Genomic DNA, 21,584 nt, shown 5'->3' with positions numbered 1-21,584 from the left:
TTTTTGTCCACGTTAGAATCCGAGGCTGATGCCGGCATTTACGACGCGCTGTACCGGGTAACCGAGCCCGTTGCCGCCCATTTCCACGTCCCACAGTTTGAATTTGCTGATGGCGAACAGGTTCATGGCGTTGGCGTAGATGCGGGTGTTGGTCATCTTCAGGCGCTTCTGCATCCGGTCGGGCAGCGTAAAGCCGAGCTCCACGGATTTCAGCCGCAGGAAATCGCCGCTGCGCATCCACCAGGTAGAAGACTGGTAGTTATTCTGCACGAAGTAGTTGCTGAGGCGGGGCCAGAAGGCGTATAGATTGCGGTTGCTTTCGCTCCAGTGGTCTTCCGCGATCACTTTCAGCAAACCGTGCTGGCCGCCGCCGTTCTGTACGAATGGCGTAGTGATGTAGGAATCGATCCAGAACGACGAGCGCGCCGATCCCTGGAAGAAGAAGCTGAAATCGAACGTTTTCCAGCCCATGGAAGCGCCGAACCCGTAAGTGATCTCCGGCGTTTGCGGCAGGCCGATGGGCACCGCGTCTGCAGAGTTGATGACACCGTCGCGGTTCACGTCGCGGTACTTGATGTCGCCGCCGTATACCCGCTGCCCGAAATTCTGCTGGGGAGAGTTCAGTACTTCCTGGTCGTCTACGAACAATCTTTCCGCGATATAGCCCCAACGCTGGCTGAGCGGTTGCCCTACCTGCGAGCGGTACGATTCGTTATCCTTATACTTGGGCTCTTCGTTCACCAGCAGTTTGCTCTGGGCGAAGGTGAACGTGCCGCGCACCTGGAGCCAGGCGTTGCGTTTGAATTTGAAGTTGTAATCGAGCGAGAGGTCGATCCCCTTCCCTTCCGCTTCGCCCACATTGGCGCTGATGGGCGCGTTGAGGCCGAGCGTGGTGGGCAAGGTATTCCGCTGCATGAGGATGTTGGAACGGTGCTCGCGGAAGATGTCTGCCTGCAGGTTCAGCGCGTTGAACAGTCCCAGCTCGATCCCGATATTGGCTTTCTGCGATTTCTCCCAGCTGATGAATTTGTTCTCGTACCGCCGAACGGAAACGCCGGGTTTGTATACCCCGTAACGCTCGCCGAAGGTGGCCCCGCGGCCGCCGTCGTTCATGTTTACGTCAGACAGGTAAAAGAAGCGGTCCAGCTCACCGCCGATCTGGTCGTTGCCCACGAGGCCGTAAGTACCGCGGACCTTCAGTTTGTCTACCAGGTGCACATACGGTTCGAAGAATTTTTCCTGGTATACGTTCCAGGCTGCGCCTACCGAGGGGAAGAACCCGTACCGGTGGCTCGCCGCGAAACGTTCGGAGCCGTTGTACCCGAAGTTGGCCTCCAGCATATAGCGGTCGTCGTAATCGTACGTGAAACGCCCGCTCACGCCCTGGTTCCGGTATGGCAGCGAGGTTTGCAGCGTGCGCCCGTTGCCCGTGAGGTACCCGCGGAAAATGGTGATCAGCATCCCCGAAAAGGTGTGCTTGTTGATATTCCTGTTGTAGTTCACGGCAGCTTCCAGGTAGGATGTTGTGCCGGTTACCTTGTCGCTCGGGGAATAACTGAGGTACTCCGTGCCGTTGGTATTGAGGGGCTGCAGGCGCGGGGGCTCGCCGTCGATGCCGGGCTGCAGTTTATAATAGAACGGTTGATACCCGCGCTGTACCTGGAAGGAGGCGAAACGCTCGGTATAGGCCATGACGCGTGCCTGCAGTCCGGGCGTCACGAACTTGAAATCTTGCCGGATTTCCAGCTGGGCGAGCAGGTTGGAGGTGTTGGATTCCTGGTAACCGGAAACGGAAAGGGCATAGGGATTAAAGAACAGGTTGCCACCGTCGCCGGGCGTGCTGCCGTATCCGCGCATCACGGCGCTGCCGAAGAGCGGGTGGTTCAGCTGGGGCGCGTATTCTTTGGGGTACACGGCCGGGAAATCGACCGGGTTGGCCCAAACCGCCTGCGAGAACCGCGTGGCGCCGCCGCCGATGGGGCCGTTATAGTCGTCGAACTGCCCGTAGGTACGGACGATGCCGACCGTGGTGGGCGTCAGGTTAATATTGATGTTGGAACGGATGGAATAGTTGCGCAGCTTGATGTTGCTGTTGAAGTTGTTCAGCTTGTCTACCTTCAGCACACCGTTATCGATGTTGTAAGTACCGGCGATGTAATACTGTGCTACCTTTCCGCCCCCGTTCATGGAGAAGTTGAGGCGCTGGTTGTTGGTAGACGGCTTGATGAGCTGCTTGATCCAGTTATTGTTCGGGTACAGCAGCGGATCGTCTCCCGCGGCCGTACGCTCGATCTTTTCCTGGGTATATGGCAGATCGCCCAGGGGATCGCGGGTGAGCACGGCTTCGTTCGCCAGTTTCATATAAGTGATATTGTCGGCGAATTTGAAGTTGCGGGTGTTGGTCGACAAGGAGTTTTCCAAACGCACGAGGAACCGGGTTTTCCCTTCCTGGCCGCTTTTGGTGCTCACGAGCACTACGCCGTTGGCACCGCGGGCGCCGTAGAGGCTGGAAGCCGTGGCGTCTTTGAGGATGGAGAATCCGGAGATATCGTCGGGCTGGAGGCGGGCCAGGTCGGTGGTGGTAGACTCCATGCCGTCGATGAGGATGAGCGGGTCCACTTTACCGGTACCGAAGGTAGTGATGCCGCGGATGAAGAAGCTGGCATTGTCCTGCCCGGGCTCCCCGCTCCGCTGGTACGAGATCACGCCGCTCAGCCTGCCTGCGAGCATGGTGGTGAGGTTGCTGGTGGGGCCTTTCAGCTCTTTGGGGTTGATAGACGTTACCGCGCTCACCATGCTGCTTTTCTTCTGCGTTCCGTAGGCTACTACCACTACTTCGCCTACGTCCGAAACTTTCTGTTTGAGCGTGATCTTCAGGAGCTTTTCTTCGCGCACCACTTCGGTGAACGGCTGCATCCCGATCATGGTAAAGATCAGGGAGTCGCCTTTTTCCGCGTCGATGGTGAAAGTGCCGAGCGCGTCTGTCAGCGCATTGGCTTTGTTTTGCCTGTTGTGGACGGTGACGCCGGGCAGCACCTGTCCGCTTTCGTCAGACACCATGCCCCTGATCTTCATGATTCGGGCGGATCTGGCGGCGGCGGTTGCTGCGGCAGTCTTTTTCTTCAGCACTACCGTCTTGTCGACGATCGCGAAGGAAAAGGGCTGTCCGTCGAACACCGCGCTCAGGGCTTTTTCCAGCGGTGCGGCAGATATGTCTGCCGTCACGTTGCGGGCGTCTCCCAGCATGTCGAGGTCATAAACGAAGAGGAAGCCGGTTTGCTGGCGGATTTGTTTCATCACATCTTCCAGCGATGAATTCTTAACGTGGATCGTTACCTGTTGTGCGTATGCCCTGGCCTGGAACTGGAGGGAAAGGGCAAAGCACAGCCATAGCAACGTCTTCTGAACGAAGCGTAGTCGTTGCATAAAGGATTAATTTTGGTTGCTCGGAATGAGGAGGCAACAGGAACCCTGCCCGGCGTCCGGGTGGCGGTTTTCCAGTATCTCCGTCGGTTACTTTTGTTGTGTGAAATTCTCTTACGTACTCATGTTAGGTGATCAAGGAATGACTGTTACGGTATTATTGTTGATCTCAAATTGTATGCTTCCGGTCAATTCCAGCATTTTCAGGACGTCTTCTATTTTTTCCGTCCGTGATATGGCGCCGCCGAAATTCTTTCCATCGGTATTTCCTTTGTAAATAATGTCTACGTCGTACCACCGGGCTATTTGCCGCATGATGCCACGAATATTTCCCCTGAATTCGAATCTTCCTTCCTTCCAGGCGATCACCCGGTCGGTATCTGCTTTTCTTACTTTGATGTCGTTTTCCTGCCTGTTCATCACGGCCTGGAGCCCCGGTACCAGCGTGGCTTCCGATCCGCCGCCGAACACCTTTACCCCGCCTTCGAGGAGCGTGGTCTCGATGCTGGATTCGTCGGAATAGGCCATGACGTTGAAATGCGTGCCGGTCACCCGAACGTCCATCCCGTCTGCCTTCACGATGAAAGGCTGCTGGGGCCGTTTCGCCACTTCGAAATACACTTCCCCTTCCACTTCCACCCTCCTTTCGCCGGCGTTGAACACCGTCGGGAAGCGGATAGACGAGGCGGCGTTGAGCCACACCCTCGACCCGTCCGGCAACACCACCCTGAACTGGCCGCCCCGCGGGGTACGGATGGTATTGATGGTGGGCGGCTCGGCGGCGGTGGTATCATAATGGAGTGCGTTCCCGTTCACCTGCGCCATCAGCCCCTGCTGCACGCCGATGGTATCGTTGCCGGCGCGCTCCAGGTCGATCTCCCGGCCATCGTCGAGCACCAGCGTGGCGCGGTCTTTCCCCGGCGATATCTGGGTGCGCGCGGTTTCGGCGCCCGGCTGGCCGTTGCGCTGCGTTTTCAGGAGGAAGCCGATGCCCAGGAGCATCAGCAGCCCCGCGGCCACGGCGGCCCAGGTAAAAATGCGCGTCTTGCGGCGGGGCGTTTCGTCGCGGAGGATTTCGCCCAGCACTTTCTCCGCGCTTTCTTCCGGCATGGCGGCATCATCGTCCAGCCCGTTTTCGAGCATCCCGCCGATCGCTTCCTTCAGCTCATCGTCGTGGCCCGAAGCCGCCACCATATCGAGGAATTCTTTTTCCTCTTCCGGCGTAGCCTGGCCAGACCGATACTTATGGAACAAATGCGCGAATCTCGAAGCTTTCATGAATGCTTGCTTGTGTAGTAATGAGACAATAAGGAAATGAGGATGGGTTACACGACCATAAAAAATAGTTCCGAAGCGAAGGCCGAGGAGAGGATGAGGCCGGGAATGTCCATCCGGGCGGTGCAATATTCGCGGATGGAGCGCATGGCGCGGGCCAGGTGCACTTTCACGGTTTCGGGAGACAGTTGCAGCAGATGCGCCACTTCATGCCGGGGGCGCCCTTCTACCTTGCTGAGATGGTACACCCGCTCCTGTTGGGGCGGCAGCTGGCGGACGGCGTTCTGGAGCACCCGCTCGAAGTCGCGGCCCAGCACCCTTTCTTCGGTGCCCTTGCAGGCGGGCTCGGCATGGAGGATGTCGGCCGTGCGTTCGCGGGCCAGCTGTTTAAGGCTGTTGAATATATGGTTGCGTGCGGTAGTGAAAAGGTAGGCGCGGAAAAAGGTGACCTGGGGAAGGGAGCTCCGGTTGAGCCAGATTTTCATGAAAACTTCCTGTACGATCTCTTCCGCATGGGAGTGGCTGCCCATCAGCCTGACGGCCGTAGCGTAAATACGGTCCCTGTATCCGTGGAATAATTCGGCGAAGGCGGCGCCGTCTCCCTCCGATAACCGTATCAGTAATTCCTGTTCGTGTGTGGTTGACGTGTTCATCACTTGGGATGCTTAACTAAAGTAGTGACAACCACGTAAATGGGTGAACCGTATCTTCTCTTTAAGTGATAGTATTTTCACAAATGGAAAATCCGCCCTGCGTTGGCTATTGATCAGGCAGGGCGGAGAGGATGTTGATACCGGTGGAAAAACTTCCACCGGTGAATGCTATCAACCTATTTATGCGAACTAAAACCTATGACTGGCCTATCAACCAGCTTTTTTAACTGTCTGCTTCTTTTCCGCGTGATGGTGTTTCGCGGTTTTCTTTTGCTCCATTTTTTCTGCTTTCGCGGCGTGTTTGGCCGGCTGCTCTGTTTTAGCGGCGGGTTTTTCCTGAGCGAAAGCTGCTGTCATGCCACCAGTAACGATCATCGCGGCGGCCATCAGAAACATGATCTTTTTCATTGTGTTTGTTTTTTATGGTGAAATAAATAATCAAAGCGTTTTTGCGTATCTCCGCCGGTAAGCGGAGTAGAAAATGAGGGGGAAGATGAGGAGCGTGAGCACGGTAGCCGTGATCAGCCCTCCTATCACCACTACGGCCAGCGGTTTCTGGGTTTCCGACCCGATGCCGCTGCTCACTGCCGCCGGGATGAGCCCGATCGCGGCCATGAGGGCGGTCATCACCACCGGCCGGATGCGCTCTTCCACGCCGTGGCGTATCGCATCGTTCAGGGGCATCCGGGCCTGGAGGTTTTTGTGGAACACCGAGATAAGGATCACCCCGTTCTGGATACATATCCCGAACAGCGCAATGAAACCTACTCCCGCCGAAATCCCGAAGTTGATGCCGGACACATGCAGCGCCAGGATCCCGCCGATGAGCGCGAACGGCACGTTCATGAGAATAAGCCCCGCGTCTTTCACACTGCCCATCATAATGAACAGGATGATAAAGATGGCGATGAGGCTGACGGGCACCACCTGCCCCAGGGTCTTCGTAGCCCGCACCTGGTTCTCGAACTCGCCCGTCCACCCGATAGCATACCCTTTCGGCAACTGGATGCCCTTGTTCACCCTGGCCTGCGCCTCGGCGATGGTACTGCCCAGGTCCCGGTCGCGGACGGAGAATTTCACCCCGATGAACCGTTTGGTATTGTCGCGGTAAATGAACGCCGGACCGGTTTGCGTATAAATGGTAGCGATCTCTTTCAAGGGTATTTTCTTCCCGTTCATGGCCGGCACCATGAGGTTCTGCAGGTCTACCTCGTCTTTCCGGTAATCGGCGTCGTACCGCACGCGGACGTCGAACTTGCGCTCGCCTTCGTATAGCTGCGTCGCCGTTTTACCGCCGATGGCCATTTCGATCACGGCCTGCGCGTCGGCCGTTTTTACGCCGTAGAGCGCCATTTTCGTGTCGCTGAGGCGGACGCTCATCTCGGGCTGGCCGATGTTCCGCAGAATCCCCACGTCCTTGATCCCCCGCACGTCCTGTATCTGCGTGATCACCTGGTTGGCGATCCGGTCGAGCTCGTTGAGATCGTCCCCGTAAATCTTCACCGCGTTGCTGGCGTTGATGCCGGCCACGGCTTCGGCCACGTTGTCGATAATGGGCTGCGAGTAGTTGTACACCACGCCCTGGTATTGCCGCAGGCGCTTGTCCATTTCCTCGACGAGCTGGTCCATTGTGATCTTGCGGCCCCACTCCTTCCTGGGTTTCAGGTTCACCTGGCATTGCACGTAATAGAACCCGCTGGGGTCGGTACCGTCGTTGGAACGGCCCGTTTGCGACAGCACCCCGTTCACTTCCGGGAAACTGCCCAGCTCTTTCCTGAATTTATGGACGAACTGCACGGTTTCATTGAGCGACATGCTCATGGGGAGCTTCGCTTCCACCCACAGCGCCCCTTCATTGAGCTGCGGAAGAAACTCTGAGCCAAGGAATTTCGCGGAACCGAAGCTGGCCCCCATGAACAATACCGCCAGCAGCAGCGACAATTTCTTATGGGAATACGTCCAGTTGAAACCGCCCATCACGATGCGGTTGAAGAAGTTCACCACGGGGTTGTGCTTCTCGCGGACGTTTTTGTTCAAAAGGATGGAGGTCAGCACCGGCACGAGCGTCAGGGTAAACAGCAGCGCGCCGAGCAGCGCAAAACCCAGCGTCCAGGCCAGGGGCGAGAACATCTTCCCTTCCACCTTCTGGAAAGAGAAAATGGGCAGCAGGGAAATGATGATGATGAGTTTGGAGAAGAAAACGGCCTTGCCCAGTTCTCCGCCGGTCTTTTTGATCCATCCCAGCTTGGCCATCCGGTTGAATTTCTCCATCCCGAACTGTTTGGCCCGATGGTCGAGCATCACGAATATCCCTTCCACCATCACCACCGCCCCATCTATTATTATCCCGAAGTCGATAGCGCCCATGCTGAGCAGGTTGGCGCTCATGCCTTTCAGTTTCAGGCAGATGAAGGCGAACAGGAGCGCCAGCGGGATGATGATCCCCACGATGAGCGTCGTCCGCCAGTCGGCCATGAAGATGAACACGATCACCGTCACGAAAATGATCCCTTCCAGCAGGTTGTGCATCACCGTTTCGGTGCAGTATTTCATGAGCACGTCGCGGTCGTAGAAGGTTTCCATTTTAATGTCGCCGGGCAGCACCTTATCGTTCAGTTCCTGTACTTTGTCTTTGATCCGCGCCAGCACTTCGGAAGGGTTCTCCCCTTTGCGCATCACCACGATCCCTTCCACGATATCGTCCATCTCGTTCAGGCCGGCCTGGCCTACGCGGGGGAGCGACGTTTCGCGTACGTTCGCCACGTTCTTGACGAGAATAGGCGTTCCGTCCACGTTTTCGATGATGATGTTTTCGATGTCCTGAATATTGTCGAGCAGCCCGATCCCCCGAACCACGTAGGCCTGGCCGTTCTTCTCGATCACGTCGCCGCCCACGTTGATATTGCTTTGCGCCGCGGCCTGGTAAAGTTCGAGGGGCGTAATGTCGTATTTGGCGAGCTTGATGGGATCGGCGGTGATCTCGTAAATCTTCTCCTGTCCGCCGAAGGCGACAACATCCGCCACACCTGGCACGCTCCGCAGCTGGCGGTCGATCACCCAGTTCTGATAAGTGAGCAGGCTGCGCGAATCGCGATGGGGGCTTTTCAGCCAATACCGGAACACTTCGCCCGTGGGGCCGTACGGCGGCTGCACTTCGGGCTCTACGCCTTCGGGGAGCGATACGTTCCGGAGCATGTTATTGACCTGCTGCCTGGCGAAGAAATCCTCCACATCGTCGTCGAAAATGATCTTGATGACAGACAGGCCGAACATGGTGATGGAGCGCACGCTCGTCTTTTTCTGGACGCCGTTCATGGATATTTCGATGGGCGTGGTCACGAAGCGCTCCACTTCTTCCGCGCTCCTGCCGTTCCATTCCGATACAATAACGATCTGGGTATTGGTCACGTCCGGAAAAGCTTCGATGGGCGTATGCAGATAGGCGACTACGCCGCCGACGGTGAGCACCGCCAGCATGAAGAACACGAAGAACCGGTTCCTGAGCGAAAATCCTACGATATTTCTAATGAATTTGTTCATGCGGTTAGTCGTTCAGGGCGTCGTAAATAAGCAGTTGATTGTGGGAAATCACTTTGTCGCCGGCTTGCAGCCCGCGGCTGATGTAGGTGATATCATTGAGCGATTTGGCAACTTTGACCTCGCGGGTATCGATATTGTTCCGGTCGCGGAACACCATCACAAAATTCTTCCCCTTGTCGAAAATGACGGCCGAGCTGGGAATGGCGGGCAATTCGGCGCCTTCGCGGTATTTGAGCAGCACGGTGGCGAACATTTCCGGTTTGAGGAGCATGCCTTCGTTGTTCAGCCGGATGCGGACCTGCATGGTCTTGGTATCCGGATCGAGCACGTTGTACACTTTGTCGATCTTGCCGTGGAAAGTCTGGTCGGGATAGCTGATGGTGGTCACATCCGCCGGGTACCCTTCCTGTACCCTGGCGATGTCTGTTTCGAAGACGTTGGCCATGATCCAGACTTCGTCGAGCTCGGAGATGGTGAACATATGGGCGCTGTTGTCTGCCCGGAGCTCCATCCCGTTGTTGATGTTCTTTTCGATGATATATCCGCTGATGGGGGCTGTTACGATGGAAGTGGAGCCGCTGCCTTTGCGGTAGAGTCTCATCAGCTCGTTGAGCCTCCCGATTTCCGCGCGGGCTTTATTGCGTTCCTCTTCGGCGTTCAGTACGTCTTTTTGCGTGGAAAGCTGGCTCTGGTAGAGGTCTTGCGCTACTTTGAGGCTTTTTTCGGCGATGGCGAGGTCGGAGTGCGCATCGGCGAGCTGTTTATCGTAATCGGCGATCTCACCGCTCTGGATCACGGCGAGCACCTGTCCTTTTTTCACGTAATCGCCCAGCTGTACTTTAATGTCTTTCACGTAGCCGCTCACGATCGGGTATAATTTGAGCACTTTGCTGAGGTCTGGCGTCACTTTGCCGGAGAGGCGCAGTTCGTTTTCGACGGGTTTTACGGCCGTGGTGTCTATCCTGATGGTGGCCAGCATCGTGTCGCTGAGCGCGAAGGTGGCTTTTTCGGTGTCTTCCGCCTGGGAGTGCTTGCATCCGCCGAAAGCGGCGGCAGCGGCCAGCAACAGGGGGATCGTATATGTTTTCATGCGAGTCATTGCGGATTGTTGAATAATTGCGTGCCGGTAGTGTAGTTCAGCTCTTCGTATGCCAGCACGCGGTCGCTGAGGAATTTATTGGCGTGCAGGATGTGTTCGCTGTAACTGTTGAAATAATCGATGAACTGCAGGAGCGAGATGTTCCCTTTCCGGAAGTTCGCCGCCACTTCTTCGATGAGGCGGGTGTATTCGGCGTTAAACGATTTAAGGTCGGGCCATTCCGTCCCCTTTTCCAGGAACTGTATTTTTTCCAGCGCGTTCGCCACTTCGGCGGAAATGATGAGTTTCTGCTCGTCCAGCTCCGCGGCCTGGGCTTTCACTTCCTGCGCCGAAGCGCGGATGTTGCCCTGGTTGCGGTTCCACAGCGGAAGGTCTACCCCTACCGTAAGCCCTATGAAATTATTGGTGTAGCTCCCCTGCCGGTCGTAAGCCGCGCCGAGGTGCAGATCGGGAACGGCCAGCGCCTTTTGCAGGCGGTTGTTCATTTTGGCCGCTTCCAGCCTGCGATCCGCCACCTGAAGGTCGGGCCGGTTGGCCAGCGCGGTATCCGTCAGGGTGGCGAGGTCGTACCGTCCCAAAACATAACGTTGCAGCACATCCGGGCCGGCATCGGGCGTCACGGGCTCTTTACTGCCCAACAGGAGCTGCAGGCGCAGAGAGGCGTCCATTTCCTGCTGGCGCAGGTCCGTATAGTCGTTGGCGATACCTACCTGCAGGGCTTGCAGTCGGATCACGTCGGCGTGGGCCACGCTCCCGCTGGCGTCTGCGCTGCGATAGGCTTCCAGGATGCGCTGGAGGTTGCTGAGCTGGTTGCGCAGCGTCTTTTCGGACTCTTTCAGGAAAAACAATTGATAGAAACTGCTGCGCAGCTCCAGGCGGAGCGTCCGCATGAGCTCGGAGAAAGCGGCGGCAGACGTAGCTGCGTTCCAACGGGCCAGTTGCACCTGTTTGTTGCGTTTGCCTGCCATCTGGATGATCTGTTCCACCGAGCCCTCGAGCTGTCCACCGCCGCCGATGTGAAAAGGCTGTACCTTGTCCAGGGATCCGAAGCCTAAGGTCCCTGAAAGCGTGGGGTTATCCCATTTTTTCGCCTGGTCCACCAGCGCCTCCGCGGCATTGACGCGGTACCGTTCGGCCAGTAGCCGGAAGTTGCGCTGCAGGAATTCCTGTTCGGCCTGTTGCAGTGTAAGGGAGCGGGCCTCCTGGGAAAATCCTTTCAGGGTCAGGACAAAAATCATCGGGAGAACTATGAGCCATTTCATGACACAAAGCTCCATACCGGGAATTAAACCAGCCTTTAAAGCGGATTAAAAAAGACTTAAAAACAGCATTAAGCAGTAATATGTGGCAATTGTACGGTAAACGTGCTGCCTTCCCCGGGGATGGAGAACACGGTCAGCCGCCCGTCGTGCAGATCGGTGATGCGCCGGCAGATAGAGAGGCCCAGCCCGTGGCCCCGCGCCTGTGCCGCATTGGTGCCGCGGAAGAAGGGCTCGAATATTTTTTCCTGCTCGCCGGGAGGGATCCCGGGCCCGTGGTCTTTCACATGCACTAAAATGTACCGTTCATTAAAATCGAGGATCACCCGGGCGGAAGCGTCTTCGGAAAACTTGCAGGCGTTATCGAGCAGGTTGATGAACAGGATGCGCAACAACGCCTCGTTCCCGTTGCAGGTGATCATTTCGTCCTGCTCCGGCTCGCGGAGGAACTGGATGTCCACCTTGCCGACGGATTTCCATTTCCGCCGTACGAAATCCGCCGTATCCCACAGCAGCTCATCTACCCGTACGGGTGTGAACGCGAACTCGTGGCGGTTCATTTCCGACTGCGCCAGCTGCAGCAGCCCGTTCGTCAGCTCGCTCAATCCTTCCGCATCTTCCAGCACGGATTCCAGCACGGCTTCGTACTCCGGCCCTGTGCGCTCTTTGGCGAGCGTCACCTGCAGCTGGCTGATGATGGCCGCCAGCGGGGTCCGCAGCTCATGGCTCGCATTGCTCACGAAACTTTTCTGGAGGTCGAACGAATGGCTCAAGCGTTGTAACATGGTATTGAAATTCGCGCCCAATTGCGCGATCTCGTCGCTCCCTTTGATCTCCACCCGCGAATCCTGCATGTTGTTGGCGTTGATGGAATCCGCCTGTTCCACGAGCCGGTCGATGGGCTGCACCATCTTCCGCGCGAAGAAATACCCCACGCCCACCAGCAGCACCACGCCCACGATGAGCTCGATAATAAGGATGCGCCGCAGGTTCTGGAGGTTCTGGAAACCGTATTTGTCGAAGGAAGAAACGAGCACAAGCACGCTGATGTTGTCTTCTGTATAATGGATCCCGGCCAGCTCCCCTCCCTGTTGATTGCGGATGAGCGAGCCCTGCTGTTTGACCTGGTCCAGCAGCGCCCGTGGAATGCGCACGGCCGTATCTTTCACGTTCGTATAAAGCAGGTCGTAATTTTCGTTGTATACGAGGATCGTTTCCTGGTAAAGGTCCTGGAAAGTCGTTTTGTCGAGCTTGCGCAGCAGCCCGATCTGCACCTGGTCGTTTTCGATGATGACGCTGCCGATGGAGCGCGCGCGGTATTCCAGGCGCTCGAGGTACTCGTCGCGGCGCGATTTGGCGGAGAAGTAATATGCCAGCACGGCAAATGCGATCAGCAGGAAGGCGGCCGACAGCGTATAGTAAATAGCTATTTTATATTTGATCTTCAAGCGGCGTCAGGGTTCGTCGGACAGGAAATATCCCATCCCCGTTTTGGTATGCAGCAATTTAACGTCGAAATCCTTATCGATTTTTTTCCGGAGGAAGTTGATGTACACCTCTATCACGTTGGTGCCGGTGTCGAAATCGATGTTCCATACTTTTTCGGCGATCGTCATTTTGGAGATGACCTTTCCTTTATGAAGGGCCAGCAGCTCGAGCAGCTGGTATTCTTTGGCGGTGAGGGGGATTTTTTTACCGGCGCGCCAGGCTTCTTTCCGCTCCCGGTCGATTTCCAGGTCGCCGATGGAGATTTTGTCGTTGCGATGGGTGGGCACCTCCGCTCCGGCCCTTTTGAGGAACACGCGGATGCGCGCCAGCAGCTCGCGGAAGTCGAAGGGTTTGACGAGGTAATCGTCTGCCCCCAGTTCAAAGGCCTGCATCTTATCGTCCATCCCGCCGAAGGCGGTCAGCATGATGACGGCTACCTTGTTGTTCCGCCGGCGGATCAGTTCGCAGATTTCGTAACCGTTGTGGTGGGGAAGATTGAGGTCGAGAATGACGAGGTCGTAATCGCCGCTGGTGGCTAGACTTTTGCCCATCCGCCCGTCGTAGGCCACTTCCACCTCGAATCCGTTTTCTTCCAGCCCCATTCTCACGGCGTTGGCGACTTTCACTTCATCTTCAACGATCAGTATCCTTTGCATGGTGCTAATCTAGGAAAAAAGTGGGAATGACTAATGTTTCCGGTTGGGCAGTACGTTGGCGCGGTTCCATTCGATGCGGCCTTCGGAGGGGTGCTTCCTGACCGGGCAATCTTCAATCCCGCAGTGGCGGCAGCTTTCCGGGACGCAGGGGTCTGCATGGATGAAGAACTCCACTTCGTGAGCGTCCATTTCCCGCTTCACGCAATCTTCCATGCGTTTCAGCTCATCGTGCGCCTGGCTCAGCTCCAGGTACCAGGGCAGGGTTACGTGGCAGTCGATATGATAGTTGTTCCCGTATTGCTGTACCCGCATATTATGGACATCGATCCAGGCAGGACGGCGGTTCCGGTCCAGGATCTCCGCCACTTTGTCTACCACCTTCATGTCCGTTTCGTCCATCAGCCCGCTGATGGATTGCCGCATGAGCTGGTATCCCTTCCGCAGGATCAATCCCGCCACCACAACCGACACGAGCGGGTCTATCCACATGAATCCCGTGAACTTCAATACCAGCAAGGCTGCAATGAGGGCCAGGGAGCTGTACGCGTCTGTCAGCAGATGCTGCCCGTTCCCCGAAAGCGTGATGGAGCCGAGGGATTTGCCGGAGCGGATGAGGTAAAGCCCCATCGCCATGTTTGCCGCCGCAGTGCTGCCGATCATCCACAATCCGTTGTCGATCTGCTCGAGTTGCGGTTGTGCAATGAAGTACTGTATTGCCTTGTAGAGGATGAGCACGCCGGCGATGAAGATCATGGCGCCTTCGAAGCCGATCGAGAAGAATTCTACTTTACCATGGCCGTAAGGATGGTTCTCGTCTTTGGGTTTGCCCGCCAGGTATATGCTGTAGCACGCGAAAGCGCCGGCCACCACGTTGATGATGGATTCCAGCGCATCGGAAAGTATGGCGACGGAGTGCGTAAGGAAATACGCCGCAAACTTGGCGACGGTCAGCACCAGGCTCACGCCCAGCGAAAGCAGAATGATCCGTAGTTCCTTCCTGATCAATTGGGTCAGATTTGTTGTTGGTAGAACAAAGAAAACGAAAAAGAGTTAATTGCCGCGTAATTACCTTTGTGAAATGACAATCAGATCGATGCTGCTGGAAGCGCATTCCCGGGCCCAGACGGAAGCCGTTGCCGCATACATTGGCAAAAGCGAGGCACGGTTGAACGAATTGATCGGGCTTTTCCTGTACGATGAATACCGCGTAGTCCAGCGCGCGGCCTGGCCTTTGCGCCTGGTGGCGGAGAAATACCCCCGGCTGGTGGAGCCGCATCTGGAAGCGATGGTCCGCAGGATGGACGATGCGGGCATACCGGTCTCGGTTAAACGAAATGTGGTGGGCATCCTGCAATATGTGGAAGTACCCGAACGCCTGCACGGCCCGGTGATGGACGTTTGTTTCCGGTTGCTGGAAGACGTGGAGGAAACGGTGGCCGTCCGCGCGTTTTCGATGACGGTGCTGGCCAATCTCGCGGTTACTTATCCTGAAATAAAGAATGAGATCGTGCTGCTGATCGAAGACCAGTTACGGGAAGGGGCAACGCCGGGATTTGTGAGCCGCGCAAAGAAAACCCTGCAGGCTTTATCGAAGCCGGGGAATAAAGTAAAGTGAATATTCCAGCGGGAGGATCTTGAAAAAGCTGCCACGGCTATTGTTCGAACCAGAGAAATATTCCGGCGGGATGTTTCCTGATATGGCTGCTTCAGCCCTTGTTCAATTCCAGGAAAAAGAAAGGCTGACCGGAATGCGGGGTGCGCTCCGGTCAGCCAGATATCTCTTTCAGGCAATGATTAGTTGCCGTTGTTGTTAGCGTCCGTATTCGGCTTGGGGGCCGGGGTGGCGTACTTGATCTCGATAGGCCGGCGCACGGGAGGCTGCTGCGGTTGCTGCGGAGCCTGGTCGCGTTCGGGACGCTCGGGGCGTTCGGGACGTTCCGGGCGCTCGCCGCCTTCTTTCGGCTCTTTGGGCGCTTTGGTAGCCTTCTTGCTGGATTTGGGAGCAAAAATGGCGATCATGCGTTTGCCTTCCATGAGGGGCATGCCTTCGAGGGCGCCCACTTCGGCGAGGCGCTCGGCAAACTTCAGCAGGATCAGTTCTCCGCGCTCCTTGAACATGATGGCGCGGCCTTTGAACTGCACATAAGTTTTAACCTTGTTGCCTTCCTTGAGGAATTTTTCGGCGTGCTTGGCCTTGAAGTCGAAGTCGTGATCGTCGGTATTGGGCGTGAAGCGGATTTCCTTCACCTCGCTCTTGTGAGCGTTGGCCTTCATTTCCTTTTCCTTCTTCTTCTTCTCGTAAAGGAATTTATTATAGTCGATGATCCGGCAAACAGGAGGCGCGGCGTTGGGGGAAATCTCCACCAGGTCGAGCTGTTGGTCCTGCGCCATGCGAAGCGCCTCTTCCGTGCTGTAAACACCCGGTTCAACATTGTCGCCTACCAGCCTTACTTCCGGAACGCGGATCATCCTGTTGGTACGGTGCTCCTGTTGTTGTTCTCTTCTGAAGTTGGGGTTTCTGCCCCTGAAATTTGGTCTTGGTCCTTGTTGCATTAAAATGTTTGTTGTTAAAAGAGAATGGTGCTGACGGTGGACTGTTTTAAACCGGCATACCACACATTGGTTAAAATTGTTTTATTAAGAACAAAAGGATTATTCAAATGGTTTACGATTAATCACTTCATCCTGAACCAGGCTAATGAACCCGTCTACATCCAGGGTGCCGAGGTCTCCTTTCGACTGGCGGCGCACGGCCACTTTACCTTCGGTTTCCTCTTTTTCGCCGATCACCAGCATGTAGGGGATTTTCGCCAGTTCCGCTTCGCGGATCTTTTTCCCGATCTTTTCGTTCCTGTCGTCAATTTCAGCGCGAATTTCGGCTTTTTTGAGCAATTCGGCGACTTTTTCTGCATAAGGCAGGAACTTGTCGCTGATCGGCAGGATTTTGGCCTGCGTCGGCGTGAGCCAAAGCGGGAATTTACCGGCGCAGTGCTCGATCAGCACGGCGATGAAGCGTTCCAGCGAGCCGAAGGGCGCGCGGTGGATCATCACCGGGCGGTGCGGCTTGTTGTCCGGACCGATATATTCCAGCTCGAAACGCTCGGGCAGGTTATAATCTACCTGGATGGTGCCCAGTTGCCATTTCCGGCCGAGGGCGTCTTTCACCATGAAATCAAGTTTCGGGCCATAGAATGCAGCTTCGCCGTATTCCACCACCGTGCGCAGCTCTTTTTCGGCCGCCGCCTCGATGATGGCCTGTTCCGCACGTTCCCAGTTCTCTTCCGAACCGATGTACTTGCTGCGGTCTACCTGGTCGCGCAGGGAAATCTGTGCCGTATAATCGGTAAAGTTGAGGCTTTTGAATACGTACAGCACGAGGTCGATCACCTTGATGAACTCGTCTTTCACCTGGTCTGGCCGGCAGAAAAGGTGCGCATCGTCCTGGGTAAAGCCCCGCACGCGGGTAAGCCCGTGCAGCTCGCCATGCTGTTCGTACCGGTAAACGGTGCCGAATTCCGCCAGGCGCACCGGGAGGTCTTTATATGACTTCGGGGACGCTTTATAAATCTCGCAGTGGTGCGGACAGTTCATGGGTTTAAGCAGGAACTCCTCGCCTTCTTCGGGCGTATGGATGGGCTGGAAGCTGTCTTTACCGTATTTCTCGTAGTGGCCGGAGGTCACGTAGAGTTGTTTGCTGCCGATGTGGGGCGTTACCACGGGCAGGTACCCGCTTTCCACCTGGGCGCGTTGCAGGAAAGACTGCAGGCGCTCCCGGAGCATAGCGCCCTTGGGCAGCCACAGGGGCAGGCCCAGGCCTACGCGCTCGGAGAACGCGAAGAGATCGAGCTCCTTGCCCAGCTTGCGGTGGTCGCGTTTTTTGGCTTCCTCGATGAGGGCCAGGTATTCGTCGAGCTCCTTTTGGGAAGGGAACGTGATGCCATAGATGCGGGTGAGCATCTTGTTCTTTTCGGTACCCTGCCAGTAGGCGCCGGCAATGTTCGTCAGTTTTACGGCTTTGATGAAGCCGGTATTGGGGATGTGCGGCCCGCGGCAGAGGTCGGTGAACGCTCCCTGGGTGTAAAAAGTAATGGAGCCGTCTTCGAGCTTCTCGAGGAGGTCCAGCTTATAGGGATCGCCCTTTTCCTTGAAATAGGCGATGGCGTCGGCTTTCGCCACTTCTTTGCGGACATAGGCGTTGTTCTGCTTCGCCAGTTCGTTCATCTTGGCTTCCAGCTGGCGGAGCTCCTCGTCGGAAATCTGCCGGCCGTCCAGGTCCACATCATAAAAGAAGCCGCCGTTTTCCAGCGGGGGGCCGTATCCGAATTTCACTCCCGGGTACATGCTCTCCAGCGCTTCCGCCATGAGGTGAGCAGAGGAATGCCACATGGTAGCCTTGCCGTCCGCATCCGTCCAGGTCAGCAACTGCAGGGTGCCGTCCTTCGAAATGGGGCGGGTGGCGTCTACCACCTGACCGTTAACCTTCGCCGCCAGCACCTTTCGGGCCAGCCCTTCGCTGATGGATTTTGCGATGTCCAGTGCAGTTACGCCTTGCTCATACTGTCTTACAGCGCCATCCGGGAATGTAATGTTGATCATAAATCCTTTTCTCAAATAAAATGCATGCGAAATTACAAAATCCGCAACGAATTTGAAAATCCGCATGAGTTGATTTAAATCAGCGGGATATGAATGCATGCGAATTACGATAATCGGGCTGAAATTACCCTGCAGGCGCCCCGTTCCCGGTCGTTTTTCCCGGGTGCCGGCCAACAATTCCCGTTTCCCTATTTTTGCGGCATGAAAACGATGGCCGACAAGATCATTCACTTCAACACGCATCTCTCCTATTCCGGCAAGCTGCCGCCGGGCATCCGGATCATGAACCCCTTCGCCGAAAATCCCTCCGTCATTCCCGTGATGGAAGCGTTCTACCGGAAGTTTTACGGGGAAACCCACCAGCGGCGGATGATCATCGGCATCAACCCCGGCCGGTTCGGCGCCGCGCTTTCCGGCGTGCCTTTCACGGATTCGAAGCGCCTGGCGGACCCCTGCGGCATTTCGTACCCCGGGTTCAAATCCTATGAAGTTTCTTCCGTGTTCGTGTACGATGTGATCGCCGCCTACGGCGGGCCGGAAGCGTTTTACCGGGATTTCTACATCGGCTCGATGTGCCCGCTGGGCTTCACCATCCGGCAACCCGGCGGCAAGGAAGTGAATTACAATTATTACGACAGCAAAGCCCTCACCGCGGCGGTGTACGGCTTTATGGTGGATAGCCTCCGGAAACAGGTGGAATTCGGGCTTAACCGGGATGTGGCCTACGTACTGGGGACGGGGAAAAATGCCGCATTCGTGCAACAGGTGAACGCGGCGGAAGGGTTCTTCAAAAAGCTCATCCCGCTGGAACATCCCCGCTTTGTCATGCAATACAAGCTGAAAAGCAAGCAGGAATATATTGACAAATACCTTACAGCGTTTGATGTCTGATGATCAGCGCCATGGACCGATCGTATCCCTCGGTTCGGCGCAATCCGCCTTCCCGCCGTAGGGATTGGCGAGCGCTGCGGAATCCCCCAGCCAGAAAGCCCCTTTCCCGCCGAACGCTTCCCCGCACCAGTAATGATATTTCACCCCGTTGACGGAGCCCGTCTGCTGCAACAGGTCGTACAACAGCTCGGAAGCCATCCAGAACGACTGCCGCCGGCCTTCCAGCCCGCCGCCTTCCGCCGTCATGGCCGCCAATTCCGCCGAAATGCTGCCCGCATTCAGTTCCAGGGCGCCGGCATGCGCGGAATCCAATCCGGAGCGGTATAACGGGAGGCTATCGAGCCGCTGGCGCATGAGCCTTGCCGCCGCGTCGGCCAGCAGCGTGTCTTCCCTGGCCAGGGCGTCTGACAGTACTTTATATCCGTCCACCACCCCGCGCAGCGAGTCTTTCAGCACCGCGGGGATCGCGATCCCGCTGAATTCCACGACCGGGTTCTCCCCTTCGCCGGCCGGTTCTTTCACAGGTTGCGTACAGGCCACGGCGGCCAGTAATATCATCCATCCCCCCGACCATAATTTGCTGCCCATACATTCCTTGTTTTCAACAAATATAGATGGAATAATTTGACTATCTTTGCGGGTTTAATATCGATTTCAACATGCTCATCGCACTGCAGGACATCACTTTCGAATTCGGCGCAAGGACCATCGTAGAAGACAGCACCTGGCACATCGTACCCGGCGACCGGGTCGGCCTCATCGGGCTCAACGGGACCGGCAAATCCACGCTGCTGCGCATTATCAACGGAGAATACACCATTTCAAAAGGCAGTCTCAATAAAGGAAAAGACACGACCATCGGGTTCTTCAACCAGGACCTGCTCAGCTTCGAATCGGACGAATCCATCCTGAACGTAGGCATGACCGCCTTCGAAAAAGCGGTGAAAGTCGAAAAGGAGCTGGAGGAAATGACCCGGCAGCTGGAAAACTCTGAAGACGAGGCCCTGCTGATGGCTTACAGCGAAAAACTGCATGAATTCGATATCCTCGACGGCTACAACATCCGTCACAAAACCGCTACCGTACTGGAAGGCCTCGGCTTTTCCACCGCCGACCTGGAGCGGCCCTACAGCGAGTTTTCCGGCGGATGGCGCATGCGCGTGCTGCTGGCTAAGCTCATCCTGCAACAGCCGGACGTGCTGATGCTCGACGAACCGACGAACCACCTCGACCTTCCCTCCATCGAATGGCTGGAAAGATATCTCAGCAATTACGATGGCGCCGTGATCATCGTATCGCACGACCGTTTCTTCCTCGACCGCATGGTGAATAAGATCGTGGAATTGTACCAGCAGGAACTGCACCACTACGCCGGCAATTACGAGGATTATGAAGTGGAAAAGGCACTCCGCCGCGAGCTGCAGCAGCGCGCATTCGAGAACCAGCAGGATTACATCCGCCAGCAGGAACGATTCATCGAACGGTTTAAGGCAAAAGCCTCCAAAGCCGCACAGGCACAGTCGATCATGAAACGGCTCGATAAACTGGAGCGCGTGGAGCAGGTGGATAACGGTCCGTCGAAAATCAGGATGAACTTCAGCGTAGACAAAATCCCCGGCAAAATACTCTGCACGCTCAACGGCGTGTCTAAAGCATACGGCCAGTTGCGCATCCTCCAGAACGCCCGCGCCGAAATCAACCGCGGCGACAAGATCGCGTTGATCGGGGCCAACGGTAAAGGTAAATCGACCCTCCTGCGCGTGATCGCCGGAACGGACAGCTTCGAAGGGGAACGCATCCCCGGGCATAACGTGGTGCCGAGTTTTTACGCGCAGCACCAGCTTGAATCCCTGCATCTCGACAACGAGATCCTCGAAGAGCTGAAAAGCTGCGCCAGCGGCAACACGGAAATGGAGCTCCGCGGCCTGCTGGGGGCGTTCCTGTTCCAGGGCGACGATGTTTTCAAAAAGATCCGCATCCTTTCCGGTGGCGAGAAAGCGCGCGTGGCGCTGGCCAAGGTGATCATCAGCAAGGCGAATTTCCTGCTGCTCGACGAACCGACGAACCACCTGGACATGAACTCGGTAGACATGCTCATCGATGCCTTGGGCAAGTATGAGGGCAGCCTCGTACTGGTGAGCCACGACCGTTATTTCGTCAGCAAAACGGCGAATAAGATTTGGGAGATCGTGGATGGCGAGATCAAGGAATTCGTAGGCACGTACGGCGAATGGGAAGAATGGAAGAAACGCATGGCCGCCAACGCGCAGCCCGTGAAAGCGGAAAAGGAAAAGAAAGCCGCGCCCGCTCCTGCCCCCGTTCAGCCCAAAGCACCGGTCGATAATAACCTCAAGAAGGAGCTCCAGAAACAGCAGCGCCAGGTGCAGAACCTGGAAAAGCAGCTGAGCGATCTGAAATCAAAAGTAGAAAAGCTGGAAGCGGACATGGCCAACCCGGACATTTACGCAGACAAAGTGAAGTTCAAAGCTACCGAAACCAGTTACAAATCGGCAGCTGCCGAGCTGGCGAAAGCAACGGGCGAATACGAGACGGCTTTCGAAAAGGCGATGGAGCTGGAAGATAAAATCCAGGGATAATCCACGTCTGTTACAATATAACGGTCCTCCCCGGCTTGGCTGGGGAGGATTTTTTTTGCAAGATATTGGCCGTTATTACCGGGGTTTCATGGAACAAGTACCACGAC

16 protein-coding genes are annotated in these 21,584 nt (G+C 56.2%); 3 read left to right on the top strand and 13 right to left on the bottom strand.

The annotated features are described in order from the left end of the window. Positions 1-12: 12 nt before the first annotated feature. From ACQKLP_RS13705 to ACQKLP_RS13660, 10 genes are all read right to left on the bottom strand, one after another. Entirely contained in the window at positions 13-3,426 is a 3,414-nt protein-coding gene (locus ACQKLP_RS13705) for a TonB-dependent receptor (protein ID WP_427323313.1), read from the bottom strand. 132 nt (positions 3,427-3,558) lie between these two features. Then, positions 3,559-4,701, bottom strand: a complete 1,143-nt coding sequence (locus tag ACQKLP_RS13700; protein WP_427323312.1) for a FecR family protein — start codon at positions 4,699-4,701, stop codon at positions 3,559-3,561. Between the two features lie 47 nt (positions 4,702-4,748). Beyond that, positions 4,749-5,351 carry an RNA polymerase sigma factor gene (locus ACQKLP_RS13695; RefSeq protein WP_427323311.1) on the bottom strand — a complete coding sequence of 201 codons (603 nt, stop codon included), beginning with the start codon at positions 5,349-5,351 and terminating at the stop codon, positions 4,749-4,751. Positions 5,352-5,561: 210 nt separating this feature from the next. Further along, positions 5,562-5,759 (bottom strand): hypothetical protein, encoded by a 198-nt coding sequence (locus tag ACQKLP_RS13690; protein ID WP_427323310.1) that lies wholly within the window; start codon positions 5,757-5,759, stop codon positions 5,562-5,564. Between the two features lie 30 nt (positions 5,760-5,789). Beyond that, positions 5,790-8,891 (bottom strand): efflux RND transporter permease subunit, encoded by a 3,102-nt coding sequence (locus tag ACQKLP_RS13685; RefSeq protein ID WP_427323309.1) that lies wholly within the window; start codon positions 8,889-8,891, stop codon positions 5,790-5,792. Positions 8,892-8,895: 4 nt separating this feature from the next. Beyond that, a complete protein-coding gene (locus ACQKLP_RS13680) occupies positions 8,896-9,981 on the bottom strand; it encodes an efflux RND transporter periplasmic adaptor subunit (RefSeq protein ID WP_427323308.1) in 1,086 nt (361 codons plus the stop codon). A gap of 5 nt (positions 9,982-9,986) precedes the next feature. Continuing rightward, a complete protein-coding gene (locus tag ACQKLP_RS13675; protein WP_427323307.1) occupies positions 9,987-11,228 on the bottom strand; it encodes a TolC family protein in 1,242 nt (413 codons plus the stop codon). Between the two features lie 92 nt (positions 11,229-11,320). After that, positions 11,321-12,697, bottom strand: a complete 1,377-nt coding sequence (locus tag ACQKLP_RS13670) for a sensor histidine kinase (RefSeq protein WP_427323306.1) — start codon at positions 12,695-12,697, stop codon at positions 11,321-11,323. Positions 12,698-12,703: 6 nt separating this feature from the next. Beyond that, positions 12,704-13,393: a response regulator transcription factor gene (locus ACQKLP_RS13665; protein ID WP_341839575.1), complete on the bottom strand. Its 690-nt coding sequence runs from the start codon at positions 13,391-13,393 to the stop codon at positions 12,704-12,706. Between the two features lie 30 nt (positions 13,394-13,423). Next, positions 13,424-14,398, bottom strand: a complete 975-nt coding sequence (locus ACQKLP_RS13660) for a cation diffusion facilitator family transporter (RefSeq protein WP_427323305.1) — start codon at positions 14,396-14,398, stop codon at positions 13,424-13,426. Positions 14,399-14,471: 73 nt separating this feature from the next. Here ACQKLP_RS13660 and ACQKLP_RS13655 point away from each other — a divergent pair, with 73 nt between their 5' ends. Further along, entirely contained in the window at positions 14,472-15,008 is a 537-nt protein-coding gene (locus ACQKLP_RS13655) for a hypothetical protein (RefSeq protein WP_427323304.1), read from the top strand. A 179-nt stretch (positions 15,009-15,187) separates the two neighbouring features. On the opposite strand, the gene infC is transcribed toward ACQKLP_RS13655, so the two are convergent. Next, positions 15,188-15,946: a translation initiation factor IF-3 gene (infC, locus tag ACQKLP_RS13650; protein WP_427323303.1), complete on the bottom strand. Its 759-nt coding sequence runs from the start codon at positions 15,944-15,946 to the stop codon at positions 15,188-15,190. Between the two features lie 99 nt (positions 15,947-16,045). Then, complete coding sequence (gene thrS / locus ACQKLP_RS13645) at positions 16,046-17,989, bottom strand: threonine--tRNA ligase (RefSeq protein WP_427323302.1); 1,944 nt, start codon at positions 17,987-17,989, stop codon at positions 16,046-16,048. A gap of 201 nt (positions 17,990-18,190) precedes the next feature. On the opposite strand from thrS, the gene ACQKLP_RS13640 reads away from it, so the two are divergent. Then, the gene (locus ACQKLP_RS13640) at positions 18,191-18,880 is read left to right on the top strand and encodes an SMUG2 DNA glycosylase family protein (protein WP_427323301.1); all 690 of its coding nucleotides are present in this window, start codon (positions 18,191-18,193) and stop codon (positions 18,878-18,880) included. Positions 18,881-18,883: 3 nt separating this feature from the next. On the opposite strand, the gene ACQKLP_RS13635 is transcribed toward ACQKLP_RS13640, so the two are convergent. Further along, the gene (locus tag ACQKLP_RS13635) at positions 18,884-19,468 is read right to left on the bottom strand and encodes a hypothetical protein (protein WP_427323300.1); all 585 of its coding nucleotides are present in this window, start codon (positions 19,466-19,468) and stop codon (positions 18,884-18,886) included. A 71-nt stretch (positions 19,469-19,539) separates the two neighbouring features. Between ACQKLP_RS13635 and ACQKLP_RS13630 the strand changes: the two genes are divergently transcribed. Beyond that, on the top strand, positions 19,540-21,477 hold the full coding sequence (locus tag ACQKLP_RS13630; protein WP_427323299.1) for an ABC-F family ATP-binding cassette domain-containing protein: 1,938 nt from the start codon (positions 19,540-19,542) through the stop codon (positions 21,475-21,477). Positions 21,478-21,584: the final 107 nt, after the last annotated feature.

The organism is Chitinophaga sp. NPDC101104, assembly GCF_050277495.1.
In the GTDB taxonomy this organism is placed as follows: domain Bacteria; phylum Bacteroidota; class Bacteroidia; order Chitinophagales; family Chitinophagaceae; genus Chitinophaga.
Note: the sequence above shows the minus strand (reverse complement) of the source record. Positions and strands in the feature narration are given on the sequence as shown.